Source organism: Micromonospora craterilacus, assembly GCF_003236315.1.
Classification (GTDB): Bacteria; Actinomycetota; Actinomycetes; order Mycobacteriales; family Micromonosporaceae; genus Micromonospora; species Micromonospora craterilacus.
Genome location: NZ_POTY01000007.1, coordinates 1 through 20,032, shown reverse-complemented (window position 1 = coordinate 20,032; position 20,032 = coordinate 1). Strand labels below are relative to the sequence as shown.

Sequence of the window (20,032 nt, the reverse complement as noted above, 5' to 3'; positions counted from 1 at the left end):
GGCCCTCAGCGGGTCGCGGCCACCGCTTCCAGCAGGCGGTCCAGCGTGCGGCGTCCGACGGTGGCCATCACCGGGTTGCTCTCGACGTAGTACCAGACCACCCCCATCGCCTGGACGAAAGCCCAGCCCTTGCCGCGTTCCCATTCGTGGTCGTCGCATCCCAACTGCTCGCGGAACACCTGTCTCGGGCCGGCTTCGAGCAGGTGCCAGGCGCCGACCAGGTCCAGTGCGGGATCGGCCGGTCCGAGCCCGCCGACATCGATCACCCCGGCCAGCCGCCCGTCGGCAACGAGGACGTTGCCCGGGATCAGGTCGCCGTGGGTCATCACGTCCCGGCGGTCGGGTCGGGGCGTTGCCCGCAGGACTGTCCACATCCGCCGCAGTCGTGGCACGTCCAACAGTCGCTCGCTGCGCGAGAAGCAGACCTCCACCCACTCGTCGTGGGCGGTCAGCTCGCCGCCGCGGCCTGATCCGGCGAAGGCACGGCCACGGGTGGCGATGGCCCGTACATCGCCGATGAACTCGGCAAGATCACCAGCGAAGGACCGTGACCCACCCGGGTCTGCCTCCGTGGCCACCGTGCCCGGCAGCCAGGTCTGGACCGACCAGGGGAGCGGATATCCGTGGCCGGGCTCCCCCAGGGCGAGGGGTTCGGGAGTCGGGAACCGGGTCCGCCCGAACAACTCGCGGGCCGCCGCCGCTTCGGTTTCCAGCCACCGCCGTTTCCCCGCCACCTCTCCTGGTTCGAGCGGGAACCGGGCTGCCAGCCGGTCGCCGAGGCGGAACAGCGCGTTGACCGTTCCGTGCGCGGCCACCGCCTCGACCGGCAGATCCGCCCAGGCGGGAAACTGCTCGGCCACCAGGGCCCTCACCACGTCAACCGTCACGTCGAGCTGGTTGGAGTGCATCGTCACCACCGGGTGAGCATCGACCGCCCCGGTACGGGATCGCATCGCATTTTCCGCCGGCCCAGTGCTTCCCCGTGCCGTCGTCGAGGCGTGCACGCGCAAGCCTCTTCCGGTGCCTGGCTCAACGCTTCGGGCTGCTGCGGGCGCGGTGCCGGCGTACCGCGTCGCGGTTGGCGCACGGGGGAGAGCAGTAGCGCTGCCGGCCGTTGCGGGACAGGTCGGCGTAGATCGTCCGGCACCCGTCCAGGGCACACCGGCCCAGCCGGTCCATCCCCCGGTTGGTCAGGTGCAGCGCGGTGCCGACGCTGACCAGCGCGCGGAGCACCGCCGACAACGACACACCGTCGTCGCGGTAGTGCAGGTGCCAGTGTCCGTCCGCGTGATCGGTGAGCCGGGGGTACGTCGACGCGCTGGCCAGCATCCGGTTGAGCAGCCCCGCCCGCTCGTTCGCCGAGGCGGCGTCGACGATCTCCGACCACTCCTCGATCAGCCGGCGGGTGACCGGGAGGTCGTCGTCTCGTACCGGCATGTCCATCACCACCCCGGCGGCCTGGCACCGGCGGGCCAGCTCCGCCACCGACCGGGGCGGGTCGTTGGCCAGGTCGACGGCGAGCCGTACCGGGTCCGCGCCGTAAGGGTTGAGATGCACAATGCCATTACAGCAGGCTGTGGACATGAGCGACAGCGATGGGCACGTCTGGCGGACCCGGTCCCGGCATCGGACGAGCGAAGGAACCCTGCACTATCAGTCCTGCCACTGCGGCCGGTGGCGGATCCGCGCCGGTCGAACCGCCGGAACCCTGGTCGAGACCGGCCCCACCGACACCGGAACCGCACCGGTTCACTGAGCCGATGATCGGCGTCGTCCTCGGGCGGCAGCGGGAGGGATCCGCGCCGCCGGGTCGTCAGTCGCTGACCTTGACGACGATCTTGCCGCTGGTGTGCCGGTTGGCAAGGGTGTTCAGGCCGTCGGCGGCCTGCTCCAGCGGCACGACGGTGTCGATGTCGACCGTGAGGGTGCCGGCGAGCGCCTGCTCGGCGAGGGCGGACAACACCTCGCGGGTCGGCCTGGCCTTGATGTTGGTACCGGTCAGGCCGGCGGCGCCGAGGGCATCGTCGTCGACCGCGCCGAGCGAACTGGCCACCCGGCCGCCGCTGCGGAGCACCGACAGGGGGAGTTGGTCCGTGCCGCGGGCGACCAGGTCGATCACGGCGTCGATGCCGTCGGGGTAGGCGGCTCGAATCTGGTCGACCACCGACGCCGGGGTGTAGTCGATCACGGTGGCCGCGCCGAGACCGGTCAACCGCTCGGTGTCGGCCGCGGTGCCGGTGGCCAGCACCGTGACTCCGCGCGAGGCCAGCATCTGGACGGCGAACGAGCCGACGCCGCCGCTGGCGCCGACGACCAGCACGGTCTCTCTCGGCTGCGGCTTGACCGCGTCGACGGCCGCGCTGGCGGCGGCACCGGCGAGGGGCAGCGCGGCGGCGGTGACGACATCGAGCCCGGCCGGCCGGGGTGAGACGGCGGCCGCGGACAGCAGCGCGTCGTCGGCCAGGGTGCCGGCCTGGATCGGTGGGGCCAGCAGGACATGCCCGAACACCTCCTGGCCAGGAGTCAGGTCGTCGACCCCCGCGCCGACAGCCTCGACCACGCCGGCTGCGTCGCGACCCAGGATCAGGGGGTACGCGTGCGGCATCATCTGCGCCATCGTTCCGCTGGCGATGCTGGTGTCGATGGCGTTGAGGCCGGCGGCCTGGACCCGGACCAGCACCTGACCCTCACCGGGTGCCGGAACCGGCAGCTCGGCCAGCCGGGGCTGTTCACCAGCGGCCGGGACATGCAGAGCACGCATGACACTCCTTCAGGAGGTGGCGGCGGCAGCGGTGTGGTGCCGCGCAGCGGAAAGGCGCTGCCTGGATAATCCCAGATTGCCGGTGATGCCGGGGTCTGATCCGGTGCGGCCCGCCTTGGCGTGCACCTCTCGGTGCCCGGGGGCGGGAAACAACCCTTCCAGGGCGCTCGATGGGCGCCGCAGACGGTCATTACCACACAAAGCCAAGCATCGCAGTCCCCAGTTCGTATGTTAGCGTTACCGGACGCATGAGCTGGAGGAGTTCAGTGGTCGAGTCGACCGTGAGGGTGGCGTTGCGCTCTCGCCCGCTCCGCTCGGTCGCCGATGTCGGCAGCGACCGGACGACCACCACCGCTCGCCTGGCCCGCCGGGCGGTATCAACGCTGGTAGGGTCCCGGCGGATGGGCGAGGTTCTCCCTCGTGCGATCGAATTGGCCGCGTGCCGGCAGAACTACGTGACCCCGCTGGTGCCGGCACCGTTTCCGCTGGCCAGGGCGGGCGAGGCGAATGCGGCGGCGGTGCGGGAAGGGCCCCAGGTCCTGGTCCGCCCGGGACGAGGGGAAGCATGGTCGACGTGAGCGTGGCAAAGAGTCGGCGTTTGCCGGTCATGGGGGATGTCGCGCGGCTGGCGGGCGTGTCGCACATGACCGTGTCCCGCGTCCTCAACGAGCCCGAGTCGGTGCGCCCGGAAACCCGCGAGCGGGTCCTGCTGGCCATCAAGCAGCTCGGTTACCGGCGTAACAGCGCCGCGCGGAGCCTGGTCACCCGGCGTTCGCAGACGCTCGGCGTGGTCTGTTTCGACACCACGCTGTACGGGCCGGCGTCGATGCTCAACGGCATCGTGCAGGCCACCGAGGAAGCGGGGTACGCGGTCAGCGTGGCGAGCCTGCGCCGGCCCACCGCCGCGGCGGCGACCCAGGCGGTGCAGCGCCTCGTCCACCAGTCGGTGGAGGGGCTGGTCCTGATCGCGCCGCAGGCCGCCGAGGCGATGGCGTTCGTCCGGGCGCTGCCCACCGACATCCCGGTGATCGCCGTCGAGAACGCGCTGCCGAGTGTCACGAGTGTCTCGGTCGACCAGGTGCTGGGTGCCCGGATGGTCACCGAGTACCTGCTGTCCCTCGGCCACGAGACCGTTCACCACGTGCGGGGTCCGTCGGACTGGAGCGAGGCGAACGGGCGCGTCGACGGGTGGGTGGCCGCACTCGAGGAGAGCGGCCGGATGGTGCCTCGGGAACTCGTCGGTGACTGGAGCGCCAAGTCCGGCTACCTGGCCGGTCAGAAGCTGGCCCGGGATCGCCGGGCGACGGCGGTGTTCGCGGCGAACGACTCGATGGCCCTGGGCGTGCTGCGGGCGCTGCTCGACGCCGGGGTGCGGGTGCCGGAGGACGTCAGCGTGGTGGGCTTCGACGACATCCCCGAGGGGGCGTTCGTGACGCCGCCGCTGACCACCGTCAGCCAGCCGTTCCGCGAGGTCGGGCGGCGCAGCATCGAGTTCCTGCTGGGCGAGGTCGAGGGCGGCGAGGCGGGCGGCGTTTCGTCCGTTATCCCCCCTGAGCTGGTAATTCGTAACAGTACGTCCAGTCGGCGCCCGTAGCACGTCCGCAGGGGCCCCTACGCAACCTTCCGGAAACAATCTCTTCGCCAAGTCTTGACGGCGCTCTAGTTAACGCTAACATCGTGCGTGACTCCGCTCACAACAGGGCGGAATCCCTCTTTGGCCTCGCGCCCGCTTGCTTGGAGGAGCCACGATGCGGTCCCCCACTGTTATCGCTCACTCCCATCGATACCTGGTGGGTGTCGACTGTGGTGCGCTGTCGGGCAGGGCCGTCATGGTCCGCGTCTCCGATGGTGCGGTGGTTGGCTCCGCTGTCCACAAGTACGCGCATCGTGTCACGGGCGAGTTCCTGGCCGCTACCGGTGAGCGACTGCCGCGCGTCGCGGGTGCCACCCACGCACCCGCGGGCGGCGCGGCGATCTCCACCGCGGCCCGCGCCGCGCTCCACGGCCACCCGAACACGTACGGCCAGCCCGGCCGGCCCGTTGGAACGGAGTGACACTCGTGTCGACATTGGACGAAACCGGAGAGATCTGGTTCCTGACGGGTAGCCAGGCGCTGTACGGCGAACAGGTGCTTGAACAGGTCGCGGCGCAGTCCCGCGAGGTGTGCCAGCTGGTCGCCAGCGGGCTGCGCTCGGGTCCACGGGTGGTGTGGAAGCCGGTGCTCACGACCGCCGACGCGATCCGCCGGACCTGCCTGGACGCCACCGCGAACGATGCGGTGGTCGGCGTCATCACCTGGATGCACACGTTCTCGCCGGCGAAGGCGTGGATCGCCGGTCTGACCGCGCTCGGCAAGCCGATGCTGCACCTGCACACCCAGGCCAACCGGGCACTGCCGTGGGCCGAGTTGGACATGGACTTCATGAACCTCAACCAGGCCGCGCACGGCGACCGTGAGTTCGGGTACGTGCAGTCGCGGCTAGGCGTGGCCCGGAAGACCGTCGCGGGCTTCGCCGGCGATCCGGCGGTGCTGGCCCGGATCGACGACTGGGCGCGGGCGGCGACGGGCTGGCGGGCCGCCCGGTCACTCCGGCTGGCCCGCTTCGGCGACAACATGCGGGACGTGGCCGTGACCGAGGGCGACAAGGTCGGTGCCCAGGCGACCCTGGGCGTCTCGGTCAACGGCTACGGGGTGAACGCGCTCGTCGCGGCGGTCGACGAGGTCGCGGACGCCGACGTGGACAAGCTCGTCGTCGAGTACGAGGAGCGCTACGACGTGGCAGCCGAGCTGCGTCGCGGTGGCGAGCGGCACGACTCGCTGCGGTACGGCGCCCGGATCGAGATCGGGCTCCGCCAGTTCCTCGAAGCCGGCGGCTTCGACGCCTTCACCACGAACTTCGAGGACCTGGGAGGTCTGCGGCAACTTCCCGGCCTCGCCGTGCAGAACCTGATGGCCGACGGCTACGGGTTCGGTGGTGAGGGCGACTGGAAGACGGCGGCACTGCTGCGGATCATGAAGGTGATGGCCGGCGACGCGCCCGGCGGCACCTCGTTCATGGAGGACTACACCTACCACCTGGGGCCGGGCGAGCCGAAGATCCTCGGCGCGCACATGCTCGAGGTCTGCCCGAGCATCGCGGCCGGCCGGCCAAGCCTCCAGATCCACCCGCTGTCGATCGGCGGTCGCGAAGACCCGGTCCGCCTGGTCTTCACCGCCGCGCCCGGCCCGGGTCTCGTCGTCGGCCTCGCGGATCTGGGTGGCCGGCTCCGGCTGACCGCCAACGAGATCGACCTGGTGGAGCCGGACGAGCCGCTGCCGCGGCTGCCGGTCGCCCGGGCGGTCTGGAAGCCCCGCCCCGACCTCGCCACGTCGGCCGAGTGCTGGCTGCTCGCCGGCGGGCCGCACCACACCGTACTCAGTACCGCAGTCGGCCGGGAACCGCTCGCCGACTTCGCCGACATGGCGGGCGTCGAGCTGGCGATGATCGACGCCGCCTCCGACCAGCGGTCGTTCGCCAATCACATCCGCTGGAACAACGCCTACTACCGGCTGGCGCAGCGGCTGTAACGCCGCCGTCTCGCAGCAGAACCGCACCAACGACCGGAGAATCCTCGGCTCGCTGGGACCGCACAGCGGCTCCCGCCGAACGACGAACCCCCTAGGAGAAGGAACAATGAGAAGAACCTTGGGCAGGCGCCCAGTCCTGCGTTCGCTGGCCGGCGTGCTGGTGGCGACGCTGGCCCTCAGCGGCGCAGCGTGCAGCAGCGACGAACCGAGCGGCTCGAACGCGGCCGAGGCCGGCCCCAACGGCATCGACGACGGCAGCGAGCTCACCCTGTGGACCCGCGCCCCGCTGGAGAAGCAGGCGAAGCTCCTCGTCGACGCCTACAACGCCAGCCACGAGAACACGGTCAAGCTGACCGTCGTTCCCAACGACGACTACGTCGCGAAGGTCGGCGCGGCGGCCGGTTCGAGCGGCCTCCCGGACCTGTTCGCCGCGGACATCGTCTACGTGCCGAACTGGGTGAGCCAGGGACTGTTCCAGGACCTCAGCTCGAACATCAACGGCCTCAGCTTCAAGGACACCATCAACAAGGGGCACCTCTCGGCCGGCACGGTTGACGGCAAGCCGCACGTGCTGCCGTTCGTGCTGGACCTGTCGATGCTGTTCTGGAACAAGGATCTGTTCCGGGAGGCCGGGCTGGACCCGGAGAAGGCGCCGGCGAACCTCGAGGAGTACGCCGCCGCCGCCAAGGCCGTCCAGGCGCTGAAGAAGGACGGCGTCTACGGCACGGCGGCCGGTCTGAACTGCGGCGGCTGCCTGGTCTTCACCTGGTTCCCGTCGATCTGGGCCAGCGGCGGTCAGGTGATGAGCCCGGACGGCACCGAGTCCAAGCTCGCCGACGAGACCGCCCAGAAGGTCTACAGCACCTGGGCCGACCTGTGGAAGTCCGGCGCCGTGCTGCCCTCCTCGGCGGGCGAGACCGGTCCGACCTGGACCGCCGGCTTCACCGAGGGCAAGGTCGGTCTGATGTTCTACCCGGCGACGCTGCTCTCCTCGACCCCGTTCGACGTCGGTGTCGCCGGCATCCCCGGCCCCACCGGCGGTGCCTCCACCTTCGTCGGTGGCGACGGCATCGGTGTCTCGAAGGACTCGAAGAAGGCGGCGCAGGCCTGGAACTTCCTCAGCTGGATGATGTCCGAGGACGCCCAGGTCGAGGTGCTGGCGAAGAACAAGGACGTGGTGTCGCGTTCCGACCTCGCGAACAACAAGTACGCCGCCGAGGACCCGCGACTGGTCACCATCAACGAGGTGGCCGGCAAGGGCGACACCCCGGTCGCGCTGAACTTCCAGCAGGCGTTCAACGCCCCGAACAGCCCGTGGCTGACCCTCATCCGCAACCAGGTGCTCAACGGTAGCGGCGACCTGCAGAAGGACAACGGCGAGATCACCGCCGTGCTCAAGCAGTAGCGCCACCGTCGCAGGCGTGTGCCGACCGACCGGTTATCGGGCCGGCACACGCCTGCGGCACCGGACGCGTCAACGACCAGCCTGCCGCCGAACGAACGAGAGGTTCCCATGACAGTCACCGCACCGTCTCGCCCGCCAAGCGCGGCGAAACGGGGCCGCGCCCGCCCCCGTGGCCGTCAGGCCCTGCTCGGCTGGATCTACGCGACGCCGACGGCGGTCTTCGTGGTGGCGCTGTTCGCGGTTCCGCTGCTGCTCGTCATCAAGATGTCGGTGTCGAAGTGGCCGCTGCTCACCGGCGACCAGGGAATCAACGCTCCCGACAACTTCGTGAAGGCGATCAACCACCGCTTCTTCACCGACTCGGTGGTGTTCACCGTCAAGTACACCGTGCTGGCGACCGTACTGCTGCTGGCCCTGGGGTTGGGGCTGGCCCTGCTGGTGCAGGAGTCGAGCCGGTGGAACAACCTGCTCCGGGCGTCGTTCCTGATTCCCAGTGCCCTCGGGTTGGCCTCGGCGTCGCTGCTGTTCTACGTGCTCTACTCGCCGTACGCGAGCCCGCTGGCACCCGTGATGGACCACCTCGGCATCACCTTCCTCGGCTCACCGAACGCGGCGCTGTTCTCGACGACCTTCCTCATCGTGTGGCGCTACGCCGGCTTCTACATGGTGCTCATGCTCGTCGGTCTGCAAGGCATCCCGGCGGACGTGTACGAAGCCGCCCGCTCGGACGGCGCCAGCCGTTGGCAGACCTTCCGGAAGGTCACCCTGCCGCTGCTGCGCCCGACGCTGGCACTGACGACCGTGCTCTGCGTGACCGGCTCCCTGCTCGCCTTCGAGCAGTTCTACATCCTCACCAAGGGCGGCCCGGACAACAGCACGATCACCGTCGTCCAGCTCATCTACATGGTGGCGTTCCAAGGTCAGAACGACCTCGGTGTGGCGGCGGCCCTCTCGGTCATCGTGCTGGTGGCCCTGGTCCTCATCAACGCGCTGCAACTGCGCGCCTTCCGGTCCGAGGAGAGCTGACCCGATGGCCATCGATTCCACCTCCACCCCGACCGCCGGCGGCTCGGCTCCGCCGTCCGCCGCGGCCCCGGCCGGCCCGAAGAAGTCGGACGGGATCACCATCGCCGGCATCGCGCTGCGCACGCCGTACTGGGTGTTCACCGGAGCGGTCGGGTTGATCTTCCTGGCACCGCTGCTCTGGACGGCGGTCGCCTCGGTCTCCCCGCAGGCCGGCACGAACCAGGTGGACGGCTGGGGGTTCGGCAACTACGAGACGCTGGGCGGCTATCAGGCCGGCGTCTGGCGTTACCTCGCCAACTCGGCGTTCGTCTCGCTGCTCACCGTCGCCCTGACGCTGGTGATCTCCTTCCTCGGCGGTTACGCGTTCGCCCGGTTCAAGTTCCCCGGCAAGAACATCCTGTTCCTGGTCACGCTCGCCATTCTCATGGTCCCGTACGCGACGTTGCTGATCCCGCTCTACGTGTTGCTCAACCAGGTGGGGCTGCAGAACTCCCTGGTCGGGGTGGCGCTGGTACTCGCGATGTTCCAGTTGCCCTTCGCCACCTTCCTGATGCGCATCTCGTTCGAAGCGGTGCCGCGCCAACTCGACGAGGCCGCGATGGTCGACGGATGCTCGTCGTTCGGCGCGCTCTGGCGGGTGCTGTTGCCCGCGGTGAAGCCGGGCCTGATCACCGTCGGGCTGTTCGCGTTCCTCGCCGCCTGGAACGACTTCATGGCGCCGCTGATCCTCATCAACGACAGCGAGCGGATGACCCTGCCGCTCGCCGTGTCCAACCTGCGCGGCCAGGTCCAAGGTGTCGTCGACTACGGGGCCACCGAAGCGGGCGTCGTCGTTCTCGCCCTCCCGTGCATCGTCCTGTTCCTACTGCTTCAACGTCACTACGTGCGCGGCTTCATGTCCGGCGCATTGAAAGGATGAGCATGAGCGGCACCGCACCTACGGTCGCGCCGGTTCTGCCGATCCGTGGCCAGCTCCGGCCGCTCGGGTTGGACGAAATCCGCATCACGGGCGGATTCTGGGCCGAGCGTCAGTCGGTCAACGCTCTCGCGACCCTCGAGCACATCGAGTACTGGCTTGAGCGTGAGGGCTGGATCCGGAACTTCGACCTGGCCGTGCAGGGCGACCTCGCCCGTGACCGCCGCGGACGCGAGTTCTCCGACTCGGAGATCTACAAGTTCCTCGAAGCGATGGCGTGGGAGATCGGCCGGACCGACGACCCGGAACTCGAGTCGCGGTTCCGCGCCGTGGTGCGGCGGGTGGCCGCGGCACAGGAGCCCGACGGCTACCTGAACACCAAGTTCGGTCGGCGCGGGCAGGCACCGCGCTGGTCCGACCTCGAATGGGGCCACGAGATCTACTGCATCGGTCACCTCCTGCAGGCCGCGGTGGCCCGCGCCCGGACCCGTCCGGGCGCGGACGACGGGCTGGTCGAGGTCGCCCGCCGGGCCGCCGACAACATCTGCGAGACGTTCGGACCCGACGGCATCGACGGGCTCTGCGGGCACGCGGAGATCGAGCCCGCGCTGGTGGAGTTCGCCCGGGTCACCGGTGACGACCGCTACCTCGCCCAGGCCGCGCTCTTCGTCGACCGGCGGGGCCACGGCCGGCTCAGCGACGTGGAATTCGGACGGGAGTACTTCCAGGACGAGACTCCGGTCCGGGAGGCGACGGTGCTGCGTGGGCACGCGGTCCGGGCGAACTACCTCGCCGCCGGCGTCGTCGACGTCGCGGTCGAACTGAAGGACGCCAGCCTGCTGGAGTCGGTACGCAACCAGTGGAAGAACGCGGTGGCGCGGCGTACCTACGTCACCGGTGGGCAGGGCTCCCGCCACCAGGACGAGGCGTTCGGCGGGGACTTCGTGCTGCCCCCCGACCGCGCCTACTCGGAGACCTGCGCCGGGATCGGTTCGGTGATGCTGGCCTGGCGGCTGCTGCTCGCCGACGGCGACCCCCGGTACGCCGACCTCATCGAGCGGACGCTCTTCAACGTCGTGGCGACCTCACCGTCGGCGGACGGGCGGAGCTTCTTCTACACAAACACCCTGCACCGCCGTGAGCTCGGCACCGTTCCCGACGCCGACCGGCCCAGCCTGCGCGCGGCGGCCTCGCTGCGGGCGCCCTGGTTCGAGGTCTCCTGCTGCCCGACCAACGTGGCCCGCACCCTGGCCAGTCTGGCGGCGTACGTGGCGACCTCCGACGACGAGGGTCTCCAGCTGCACCAGTACCTGCCCGGCACGGTCGAGCACCGCCTCGCCGACGGGCGTGCGCTGTGCGTGACCGTCGCGACCGAGTACCCGCACGACGGCGAGATCCGGGTGCGGATCGACAGCGACGACGAACGCCCCTGGGCGCTGTCGTTGCGAGTGCCCGGGTGGGCGGCCCAGGGCGCGACGCTGACCGTCGACGGCGACACCCGGCCGGTCGGCCCGGGCGTGGTCACCGAGCGGCGGACGTGGCGGCGCGGCGACGAGGTCGTCCTGTCGCTGCCGATGGCACCCCGGTTCAGCTACCCGGACGCGCGTATCGACGCGGTCCGCGGCTGTGTCGCGGTGGAGCGCGGTCCGCTCGTGTTCGCCCTGGAGTCCGTGGACGTCCCGGGCGTCGAAACCGTCGACGAGCTTTGCGTCGACACCAGCCAGCCGCCCCGCCTGTTCGACGGCCGGGTCACCGTGCGCTGCCGGCGTGGGCGTCCGCACGACCACGACTGGCCGTACCGGACCGACTCGGCCGACTCGGCGCCCGTCGCGGGGGAGCAGCTCGACCAGGTGCCGCTGGTGGCGTACCACGCGTGGGCCAACCGCGGGCCGTCGACGATGCGCGTCTGGCTCCCCACTACCAACTGATCACCCGAAATGCCCTGGAGGGCGGGCTTGATGTTAACGCTCACGTCGGTGGCCGGAATGTCCGGCGCGCCCTCCAGGGACGACAGCCACATGCCGCTCGATATCACCACCAAGGTGCGGTGCTGGTGACGTCGCCGTCGTCACCGAGCCGTACCGATTACAAGGAGGAAAGAAAGATGAGCCGTAGACGCGTGAGGAGGGCGCCCCTCTGGGCGGCCCTAGCCGCGCTAGTGGTGGGAGGAGTCGGCGTACCGTCCCCGGCCCACGCCGCCAGCCCGATCCTGCCCGGCAACGAGGGTGACGTTGGTGTCTACACCAACGGGCAGAACCACGTCATGGAGATCGGCGACCCGGTCTACAGCAACGTTGGCGACGTCGCCAACCAGCTGCGGCCCGGTGTGCCGTTCAGCGCGGGGAACATGCACCAGTCGATCTTCGAGAAGGACCTGGCCGCCGGCGGCACGGACTACTACCTCGACCGGATTCTGGGCGTCCAGGGAACCCTCGGGTCAGCGGTGCTGATGACCCGAGGCCGTTCCCTGTACATGCGTGGTGCGAGCAACAACAACTTCACCATCATGGGCTTCGCCGGCAGCGCGTACGTCGGTGGCCCGAACAACCTCGGCAACCTGTACACGGTCACCGTGCCCGGGCAGACCGTCACCGAGGTCAACGCCAACCGGTTCAACGCGCCGAGCCACGCCAAGAGCCGCTACACGATCGGCACCACCGGTGTCAGCGCCGATCTGACCAAGTTCATGACCTACGACAACGTCGCGGTCACCGCCATCGACTTCACCAACCCGGGCACCTCGGCGGCGACCTTCACGGTCCGCGCCGCCTCGCCGCTGGCCACCCAGGCCGGACCGGGCACGAACTCGCTCACCGGCAGCCGCAACATCACCAGCGGCTCCAACAACGGGCTCGTCGACACCGCGTGGGACTCGATCAAGATCGACCTCAGCGGTGCCGGCTTCACCCGAAGCGGCAGCAATCTCGACCGCGAGATCACCGTGCCGGCCGGCGGCTCGGTGTCGCTGTCGGTCGTCGGTGCCGTCTCCTCGGCCACCCTGCCGAAGACGGTGCAGAGCTACCAGGAGTACGCCGGCAAGTCGCCGGCCGAGGCCGTGCGCTCCGGCATCACCGAGTTCAACCGCCGCTGGGCGCAGGACGTCCCGTACATCAACGTGCCGGACCCCGCGCTGGAGAAGGCGATCGTCTACCGCTGGTGGGGCGAGCGTTACAACAGCCTCGACGCCAACGCGTCCGGCCACGTCTACCAGTACCCGACGACGATCGAGGGGGTGAACCTCTACCAGAACGCCGTCGCGCTGACCCAGCCGATGCACCTGCAGGACACCAAGTGGCTGCGTACGCCGTACCTGCCGTACGGGCAGATCCTCAACATCGGTGAACTGTCCGGCTCCTCGGCGTTCCTGGACAGCCCCGGTCACACGAGCTGGAACAACCACTACTCGCAGTACATCGGCACGGCCGGGCTCGAGGCCTACAACGTGCACGGTGGTGGCAAGGACATCGCCCGCAAGTTCGCCAAGTACTTCGAGGGCGACGGCGTCGGTCAGCTTGAGCACTACGACGGCAACAACGACAAGCTGATCGCCTACGACACCAACTACATGCCGGGCAACGACGCCGACGCGATCACGTTCGGCTACCCGAAGAGCAACGCCAGCGCACCCGGCGCGCGGACGATCGAGCGTCCGGAGTCGGCGTACGTGTGGGGCGCCTTGGACGCGGCCCGGCAGCTCTACCAGATCTCCGACGCGGACCAGGCCAAGGTCAACGAGATGGGGACCAAGGCCGACGAGATCCGCGACGCGATCCTCAACCGGCTGTGGAGCCCGGACATGCGGATGTTCCTGGCCGGCACGTCGCACGGCGCCACCAGCGCGGCCAGCTCCAACGGCCGGAACAACCCGCTGCCGGCCTCGGCTCGTAACCTGATCCCGGCCAAGGAGTCGAACCTCTACGACATCTACGCCGAGAACCTCATCCCGACCGACCAGTGGCAGAAGTACGTCGACGGTTTCCGCTTCCTGACCTACGGCGACAACTTCCCGATCTTCCCGTTCTACACGGCCAACCAGTACGACCGGGCGGCCTACGGGATCGGCGGCTCGAACAACTTCTCCAACATCAACTTCACCGTGCAGTACCGCGGTGTCCGGTCGGCGCTGCGCCACTACGACCCGGAGCAGAAGTACGTCACCCCGACCTACGCCAAGCGGCTGCTGGACTGGATGGCGTGGAGCATCTACCCGAGTGCGGACATGCGCGTGGCGAACCAGGCGGAGTACTACTCCAACTGGAACGCGACCGCGAAGACCTACAACCGCAACAACCCGAACCACATCATGCTCGGCAACATGAACTACATCTTCATCGAGGACATGGCGGGCATCCAGCCGCGTTCCGATGACAAGATCGAGCTGTGGCCGATCAAGTTCGGCTACGACCACTTCATGGCCAACAACCTGCGCTACCACGGGCAGGACGTGACCATCGTCTGGGACCCGGACGGCAGCAAGTACGGCCTGGGCGCCGGCTACAGCCTGTTCCTCAACGGCGAGAAGAAGGTCAGCACCGACAAGCTCGGCAAGTTCACCTACGACCCGAACACCAACCAGGTGCAGGCCGAGGACGGTCTGACCGTCACCTTCACCGCGGCGACCGGAAGTACCTTCCCGAGCGCGGTGAACACCCAGATCGAGGACGACCGCGTCGTCAGCTACCTCAAGACGGCCGGCATCGACCTCACCGAGAACGCGCCGAACCTGGCCAAGGGCGCCACCCTGAGCTCGTCGTACACCCAGCAGGGCGTGCGGCCGACGCCGTGGCGGCAGTTCCACACGCCGGGCTGGAGCACCACCTCGATGAACTACACGCCGGGCGCGATCAAGGAGACCGAGCGGCCGGTGTCGCTGGCCGCCGTGACCGACGGCATCACCGCCAACGAGCCGTACTGGGGCAACTACGGCACGACCGACCGCAACGGCTACATCGAGCTCGACCTGGGCTCGGCGAAGTCGTTCGACAACGTGAAGGTGACCTTCGTCAGCGACCGGCAGGCCGGTGGCTACCGTGAGCCGTCGCGCTGGTGGATCCAGGTGCCCAACGGCAGCGGTGGCTGGAAGGAGGTGCCGGGCCAGTTCAAGAGCCCGACCGTCCCGTCGGCGAAGTTCAACGAGGCGCTCTTCAACAAGGTGACCTCGAACAAGGTGCGGATCGCGTTCACCAACAACCCGACCTTCTTCACCGCGATCTCCGAGATCCAGGTGTTCGACTCGGGGCGTGACGTACCGGAGGTCTCGAACCAGGCACCGGTCGTCACCGCCACCCGGGACGGCTCGGCGGACGGCAACCTGTCCACCCGCCTGGTCGGCACGGCGACCGACGACGGCATCCCGTACGACAGCGAGCTCACCTTCGGCTGGGAGACCGTCTCGGCGCCGCAGGGCGCGGGCGTCATCTTCGCCGACTCGAAGGCGCTCGCCACCCGGGTGACCGGCACGGTCGCCGGTGACTACGTGTTCCGGTTCTTCGCCAACGACGGGGAGAAGCGGTCCGAGGTGACCGTGGCGGTGACCCTCGCCAAGCGGGAGGTCTCCGCGGAGTTCGGCTCCTCGGCGACGGTCAGCACCAGCGGCACCGCGTCGTGGGAGAACCACTCGCGGGTCAACGAGGCCAGCAACCCGGCCAACTCGAACCCGGGTGCCGGGAACGGTTGGGGTAACTGGGGTCAGCCGGCCAACGGCACCAGCGTCGCGAACACGGCGTGGATCCAGTACCGGTGGAGCGCACCGGTGCGCCTCTCCTCGACCGACATCTACTGGTACGACGACAACGGTGGCACCCGTCGGCCGAACGCGACCACCTACGCCATCGAGAGCTCCACGAACGGCACCACCTGGACGCCGGTCACCCTCACCGGTGGGTCGACGTACGCCGGTGGGCTGGCCACCAACACCTACAACAAGTTCAACTTCGAACCGATCACGACCAGCTACCTGCGCATCCGCATCTGGGGCGTGCAGGGCAGCGGTGCGGGCACGGGCGTGCTGCGCTGGCGCGCCAACGGCGAGACCGTCGACTCGGTGCGCTCGCCGGTGCTGATCCGTACCGGTGTGGGCCAGGTGCCGACCCTGCCGAGCACGCTCGACGCGGTCTACGCCAGTGGCGCTCGCGGCAACGTCGCGTTCAACTGGCAGACGATCACGCCTGAGATGGTCGCGGAGACCAACGTCGACCCGTTCGTGGTCTACGGCACCAACGACGCGTACGGCCTGATCGCCGAGGCCCGCGTGTACGTGCGGCCGGAAATGTCCACCGGCGGCATCTCGATCCAGGGCGCCGAGTCCTTCGAGCAGAAGGTCGAGGTGGGCGAGCAGCCCTACCTGCCCAACAAGATCGAGGTCTCCTACAACGACGGTTCGCGGGACAACCAGGCCATCGGCGTCAACTGGAGGTTCGACCCGAACATCGTCAACACCGAGGGTCGCTACACCATCATCGGTGACCTGATCCTGCCCGACTACGTCAGCGAAGCCGGCGCCACGCGGACCACGCTGACCCTCACCGTTGGCAACCCTCCGGCGGTCCCGACCTGGGACGTCGAGGTGCAGGCGCGCACCCAGTGCACCGGCGCCAACGTCTACGTCTCGGTCAACGCGCGCAACGCGGAGGACGTGCCGCTCACCATCGAGCTGGTCACGCCGTACGGGTCGCGCAAGGTGGCCGACGTCGCTCCCGGGAAGTCCGTCTTCCAGTCGTTCAACTCCCGGGCCAAGACGGTGCAGGCCGCAACCGCGACGGTGAAGGTCACCGGGACGTTCAACGGCGTGCCGACGACCATCGAGATCCCGGCGCCGTTCGGCGCGCTCAGCTGCGGCTGACCCTTTGTGGTGGCGGCGCCTTCCCGGCGCCGCCACCACCCCTCCCCCCTGCGCAACAGTGAGGAGATCGACACCGTGAACACCACCGTGGGACGCGGCGCCGCCCCACTATCCCTTCGGCCGTCGGGCCGGTTCCGCCGGATGCTCTCCGTGGCCGCGGTCGCCGGGCTCGTCGCCGGCGGTCTGGTCGGGGTCGCTGCCCCGGCCTCGGCGGCCGAACCCGAGTCGCGCACCTTCACCAACACCGTCAATCCCATCCTCGGCGACGGCAGCTACTACTCGGCCGACCCGGCACCGGTCGTCGTGAAGGCCGGCGCGCCGGGCAACGACACCGGCAAGGACCAGCTCTACATCTACACCGGCCACGACCAGGCCGGACCGTCCACCAACGACTTCATCATGAACGAGTGGGGTGCGTTCCGGACCACCGACGTCGAAGCCGGCGAGTGGACCCACTTCCCGTCGCTGATGCGTCCGGAAACGGTCTTCGCCTGGGCCACGGCGGGACGGGCGTACGCGGGTCAGGTGGTCCAGGGCATTGACGGGCGCTACTACTGGTACGTCCCGATCCACGAGCGCAACAGCCCGGCGTCCGACAAGTTCGCGATCGGCGTGGCCGTCTCGGACAGCCCGACCGGCCCGTGGACCGACCACGCAGGCGGGCCGATCATCTCCCAGCGGGTGCCCACGGCCAACACCATCCACAACATCGACCCGACGATCCTCATCGACGGGCAGGCCCCCAACCAGCGGGTGTACATCTGGTGGGGCTCGTTCAGCAACCTGCGCATGCTCGAACTCCAGCAGGACATGAAGACCACGATCGGCAGCCCGCGCACCGTCACGGGACTGACCGGCTTCTTCGAGGGCGCCTGGATCTTCAAGCGCAACAACACCTACTACATGGCGTACGCCGGCAACAACGCCGGCCCGACCTCGCAGTGCACCCCGGCGAACTACCACGCCTGCATCGCGTACGGGACGGCGTCGTCGCCCGAGGGGCCGTGGACCTACCGGGGGACCATGCTCCGGCCGGTCTCCTCGACCACGAGCCACCCGGGCATCCTGGAGTTCAACGGCAAGTGGTACCTCGCGTACCACACCGCCGACGCGGTCGGCGGCGGCCACTTCCGTCGTTCGGTGGCGATCGACCCGGTCGAGTGGGACGACACGCAGACCCCGCCGCGGATGAAGCTCGTCACGCCGACGCCGGCCAAGGGACGCGACCTCACCCCCCGGCCGAACATCGCCCAGGAGGCCAGGGTCACCGTCTCCAACGAGCCGGTACCCACCCAGTACTGGGTGAAGGCGCTCAACGACGAGATCGTCCGGTCGAACCCGCTGCCGCCGGACATGTGGGGCACCTGGACCGGCAACAACCCGCCCCAGCAGTGGGTGCAGTACACCTGGGACCAGCCGATGCGGATCTCCGGTTCGCAGATCGACTTCTGGAACGACCAGCCGCAGGGCAGCGGAGTCGGTGTGGCCGCGCCGGCCCGCTGGCGCATCCAGTACTGGAACCTCGACACCGGCCAGTGGGCCGACGTGCCGAACCCGAGCGGCTTCCCGACCAGCACGCAGGGCTTCCAGAACACCACCTTCGACCCGGTGACCACCACGCAGGTCCGCGCGGTGTTCGACGCGTCGACCAACGGCAGCACCTACTCGGCGGTGGCGGTCGAGGAGTGGAAGATCCTCGCCGCGCAGCCGAGCACCGCCGTCACCGCACCCGCGTTGACGGTCGAGGTGGGCGAGACCGACCTGCCCGACACCCTTCCGGTGTCGTTCGGCAGCGAGACGCTGCGGGTGCCGGTCTACTGGGACGCGGTCAAGCCGGAGGATGTCGCGGCGCCTCGGACGTTCACCATCCAGGGCACCGTGCTCGGCTACGCCGCCGGGCGGGTCTCCGCGCAGGTCACGGTGATCTCTCCGGACGACACCGAGGGCGACGAGACCGCCCCGACGGTGACGCTCACGCCCAGTGGCAGCGCCGGTAGCGCCGGCTGGTTCCGGTCGGCGGTGCGGGTGCGGGTCGCCGGTGTCGACGACCGTGGTGGCCGGCTGAGCATCTCCTCGCGGGTGAACAACGGCCAGCCGACCGTCGCCAACGACGTGCGGTTCGTCGACGTCAACGTCTCCGGGGACGGGCAGCACACCGTCACGGCGACCGCGACCGACCGTGCGGGCAACGTCTCGGTGCCGGCGAACCTCGCCGTACGCATCGACGCCACCGCACCGGTCAGCACGGGCACCGTGAACAGCACCAACCGTTCGGTCACGGTGACCGCGACCGACGCCACCTCCGGCGTCGCCCGGATCGAGTACGCCATCGGCACCGGTGCGTGGACCACGTACAGCGGTGCCATCACGGCACCCGACTCGAACCGGCACACCGTGTCGTTCCGGGCGCTCGACGTGGCCGGGAACCTGGAGACCGCCAAGTCGGTCGTCCTCCCGGCGGACCTGTCCGGGCCGCTCACGGGCAACATCGCGCCCATCGCGACCCCGACCGCCTCCTACACGGCGAGCTGGAACAGCATCACCGCGCTCAACGACGGCGCCGACCCGGCGAGCCCGAGCCAGGCGCAGATCTGGGGCACCTGGTCCGGCACCCGGCCGGCCACCCAGTGGGTCCAGTACGACTGGGCCCGCCCGGTGCGGATCGTCGGCACGGAGCTGAAGTTCTGGCGGGACTCCAACCAGGGTTCCGGCGATGGTGTCGCCCAGCCCGACGGGTGGGTGCTGCAGTACTGGGACGAGGCCGGCTCGGCCTGGCGGGACGTGACCGGCGCGTCCAACTACGGCACGAGCACGACCGCGTTCAACAGCGTCACCTTCGACCCCGTCACCACCTCGCGGGTGCGGGCCACGATCCGGGCCAACGGCAACGGCACCACCTACTCCGCAGTTGCGATCACGGACTGGCGGGTCTTCGCCGACGACCCGGGTGTCCAGCCCAAGTTGCCGGTCACGGTGACCGTGCAGGCGCGGTGCGTCGCCGGTAAGGCGTACGTCGCGGTGCAGGCGCGCAACGACCACACCGCGGCGGTGGGCATCACGCTGGAGACCGCGTACGGCGAGCGTTCCGTCGCGAACGTGGCGCCGGGTGGGAACGCCTTCCAGCAGTTCGCCACCCGGGCGGGCTCGGTGCCGGCCGGTTCGGCGACCGTCCAGGTCACCGGTGCCGTCAACGGCAAGGACGTGACGACTGTCGTCACCGAGCAGTACTCCGGCGTCGACTGCGCCGCCGACCCCCGTCAAGCCCAGTAACCACGAGTGATAACGGAGCATCGAGATGAACGTGTGGAATCGTAAGCGGCTGTTCGCGGCGGGTGCCGCGGGTGCCATGTTGGCCGGTTCGGTGGCGATCGGGTCGCCGGCGTTGGCGGAGCCTGGTGACGAGTCGGATGTGCGGGTGACGGTGGATATCGAGCCGATCAGGGAGCCGGGTGTGTTGGCGATGTCGATCGCCGGTGACTCGGTCGCGCTGGCCGAGGACGGCTCGACCCTGCTGG

11 protein-coding genes and 1 pseudogene are annotated in these 20,032 nt (G+C 69.4%); 9 read left to right on the top strand and 3 right to left on the bottom strand.

All coding sequences use genetic code 11. The features are described 5' to 3' along the window. Window positions 1–5 precede the first annotated feature (5 nt). The 3 genes from C1I95_RS02550 to C1I95_RS02535 form a co-directional block, all read right to left on the bottom strand. Window positions 6–953, bottom strand: a complete 948-nt coding sequence (locus C1I95_RS02550) for an aminoglycoside phosphotransferase family protein (RefSeq protein ID WP_233513332.1) — start codon at window positions 951–953, stop codon at window positions 6–8. 76 nt (window positions 954–1,029) lie between these two features. Then, the gene (locus tag C1I95_RS02545; RefSeq protein ID WP_111212118.1) at window positions 1,030–1,557 is read right to left on the bottom strand and encodes a CGNR zinc finger domain-containing protein; all 528 of its coding nucleotides are present in this window, start codon (window positions 1,555–1,557) and stop codon (window positions 1,030–1,032) included. Window positions 1,558–1,813: 256 nt separating this feature from the next. Beyond that, a complete protein-coding gene (locus C1I95_RS02535; RefSeq protein ID WP_111212116.1) occupies window positions 1,814–2,761 on the bottom strand; it encodes an NADP-dependent oxidoreductase in 948 nt (315 codons plus the stop codon). 565 nt (window positions 2,762–3,326) lie between these two features. Here C1I95_RS02535 and C1I95_RS02530 point away from each other — a divergent pair. The 9 genes and pseudogenes from C1I95_RS02530 to C1I95_RS02485 form a co-directional block, all read left to right on the top strand. Continuing rightward, window positions 3,327–4,355 carry a LacI family DNA-binding transcriptional regulator gene (locus tag C1I95_RS02530; protein WP_267900685.1) on the top strand — a complete coding sequence of 343 codons (1,029 nt, stop codon included), beginning with the start codon at window positions 3,327–3,329 and terminating at the stop codon, window positions 4,353–4,355. Between the two features lie 465 nt (window positions 4,356–4,820). Next, entirely contained in the window at window positions 4,821–6,329 is a 1,509-nt protein-coding gene (gene araA / locus C1I95_RS02520; RefSeq protein WP_111212160.1) for an L-arabinose isomerase, read from the top strand. A gap of 118 nt (window positions 6,330–6,447) precedes the next feature. Further along, the gene (locus C1I95_RS02515; RefSeq protein WP_233513330.1) at window positions 6,448–7,734 is read left to right on the top strand and encodes an ABC transporter substrate-binding protein; all 1,287 of its coding nucleotides are present in this window, start codon (window positions 6,448–6,450) and stop codon (window positions 7,732–7,734) included. Window positions 7,735–7,842: 108 nt separating this feature from the next. Then, on the top strand, window positions 7,843–8,760 hold the full coding sequence (locus C1I95_RS02510; RefSeq protein ID WP_111212112.1) for a carbohydrate ABC transporter permease: 918 nt from the start codon (window positions 7,843–7,845) through the stop codon (window positions 8,758–8,760). Window positions 8,761–8,764: 4 nt separating this feature from the next. Then, a complete protein-coding gene (locus C1I95_RS02505) occupies window positions 8,765–9,679 on the top strand; it encodes a carbohydrate ABC transporter permease (protein WP_111212111.1) in 915 nt (304 codons plus the stop codon). A 2-nt stretch (window positions 9,680–9,681) separates the two neighbouring features. Next, complete coding sequence (locus C1I95_RS02500; protein ID WP_111212110.1) at window positions 9,682–11,604, top strand: glycoside hydrolase family 127 protein; 1,923 nt, start codon at window positions 9,682–9,684, stop codon at window positions 11,602–11,604. A 176-nt stretch (window positions 11,605–11,780) separates the two neighbouring features. Beyond that, a complete protein-coding gene (locus C1I95_RS02495) occupies window positions 11,781–16,517 on the top strand; it encodes a galactose-binding domain-containing protein (protein ID WP_233513329.1) in 4,737 nt (1,578 codons plus the stop codon). A gap of 75 nt (window positions 16,518–16,592) precedes the next feature. Next, complete coding sequence (locus tag C1I95_RS02490; protein ID WP_438941273.1) at window positions 16,593–19,787, top strand: family 43 glycosylhydrolase; 3,195 nt, start codon at window positions 16,593–16,595, stop codon at window positions 19,785–19,787. Window positions 19,788–19,812: 25 nt separating this feature from the next. After that, a pseudogene (locus C1I95_RS02485) lies at window positions 19,813–20,032 on the top strand (hypothetical protein); the annotation flags it as partial.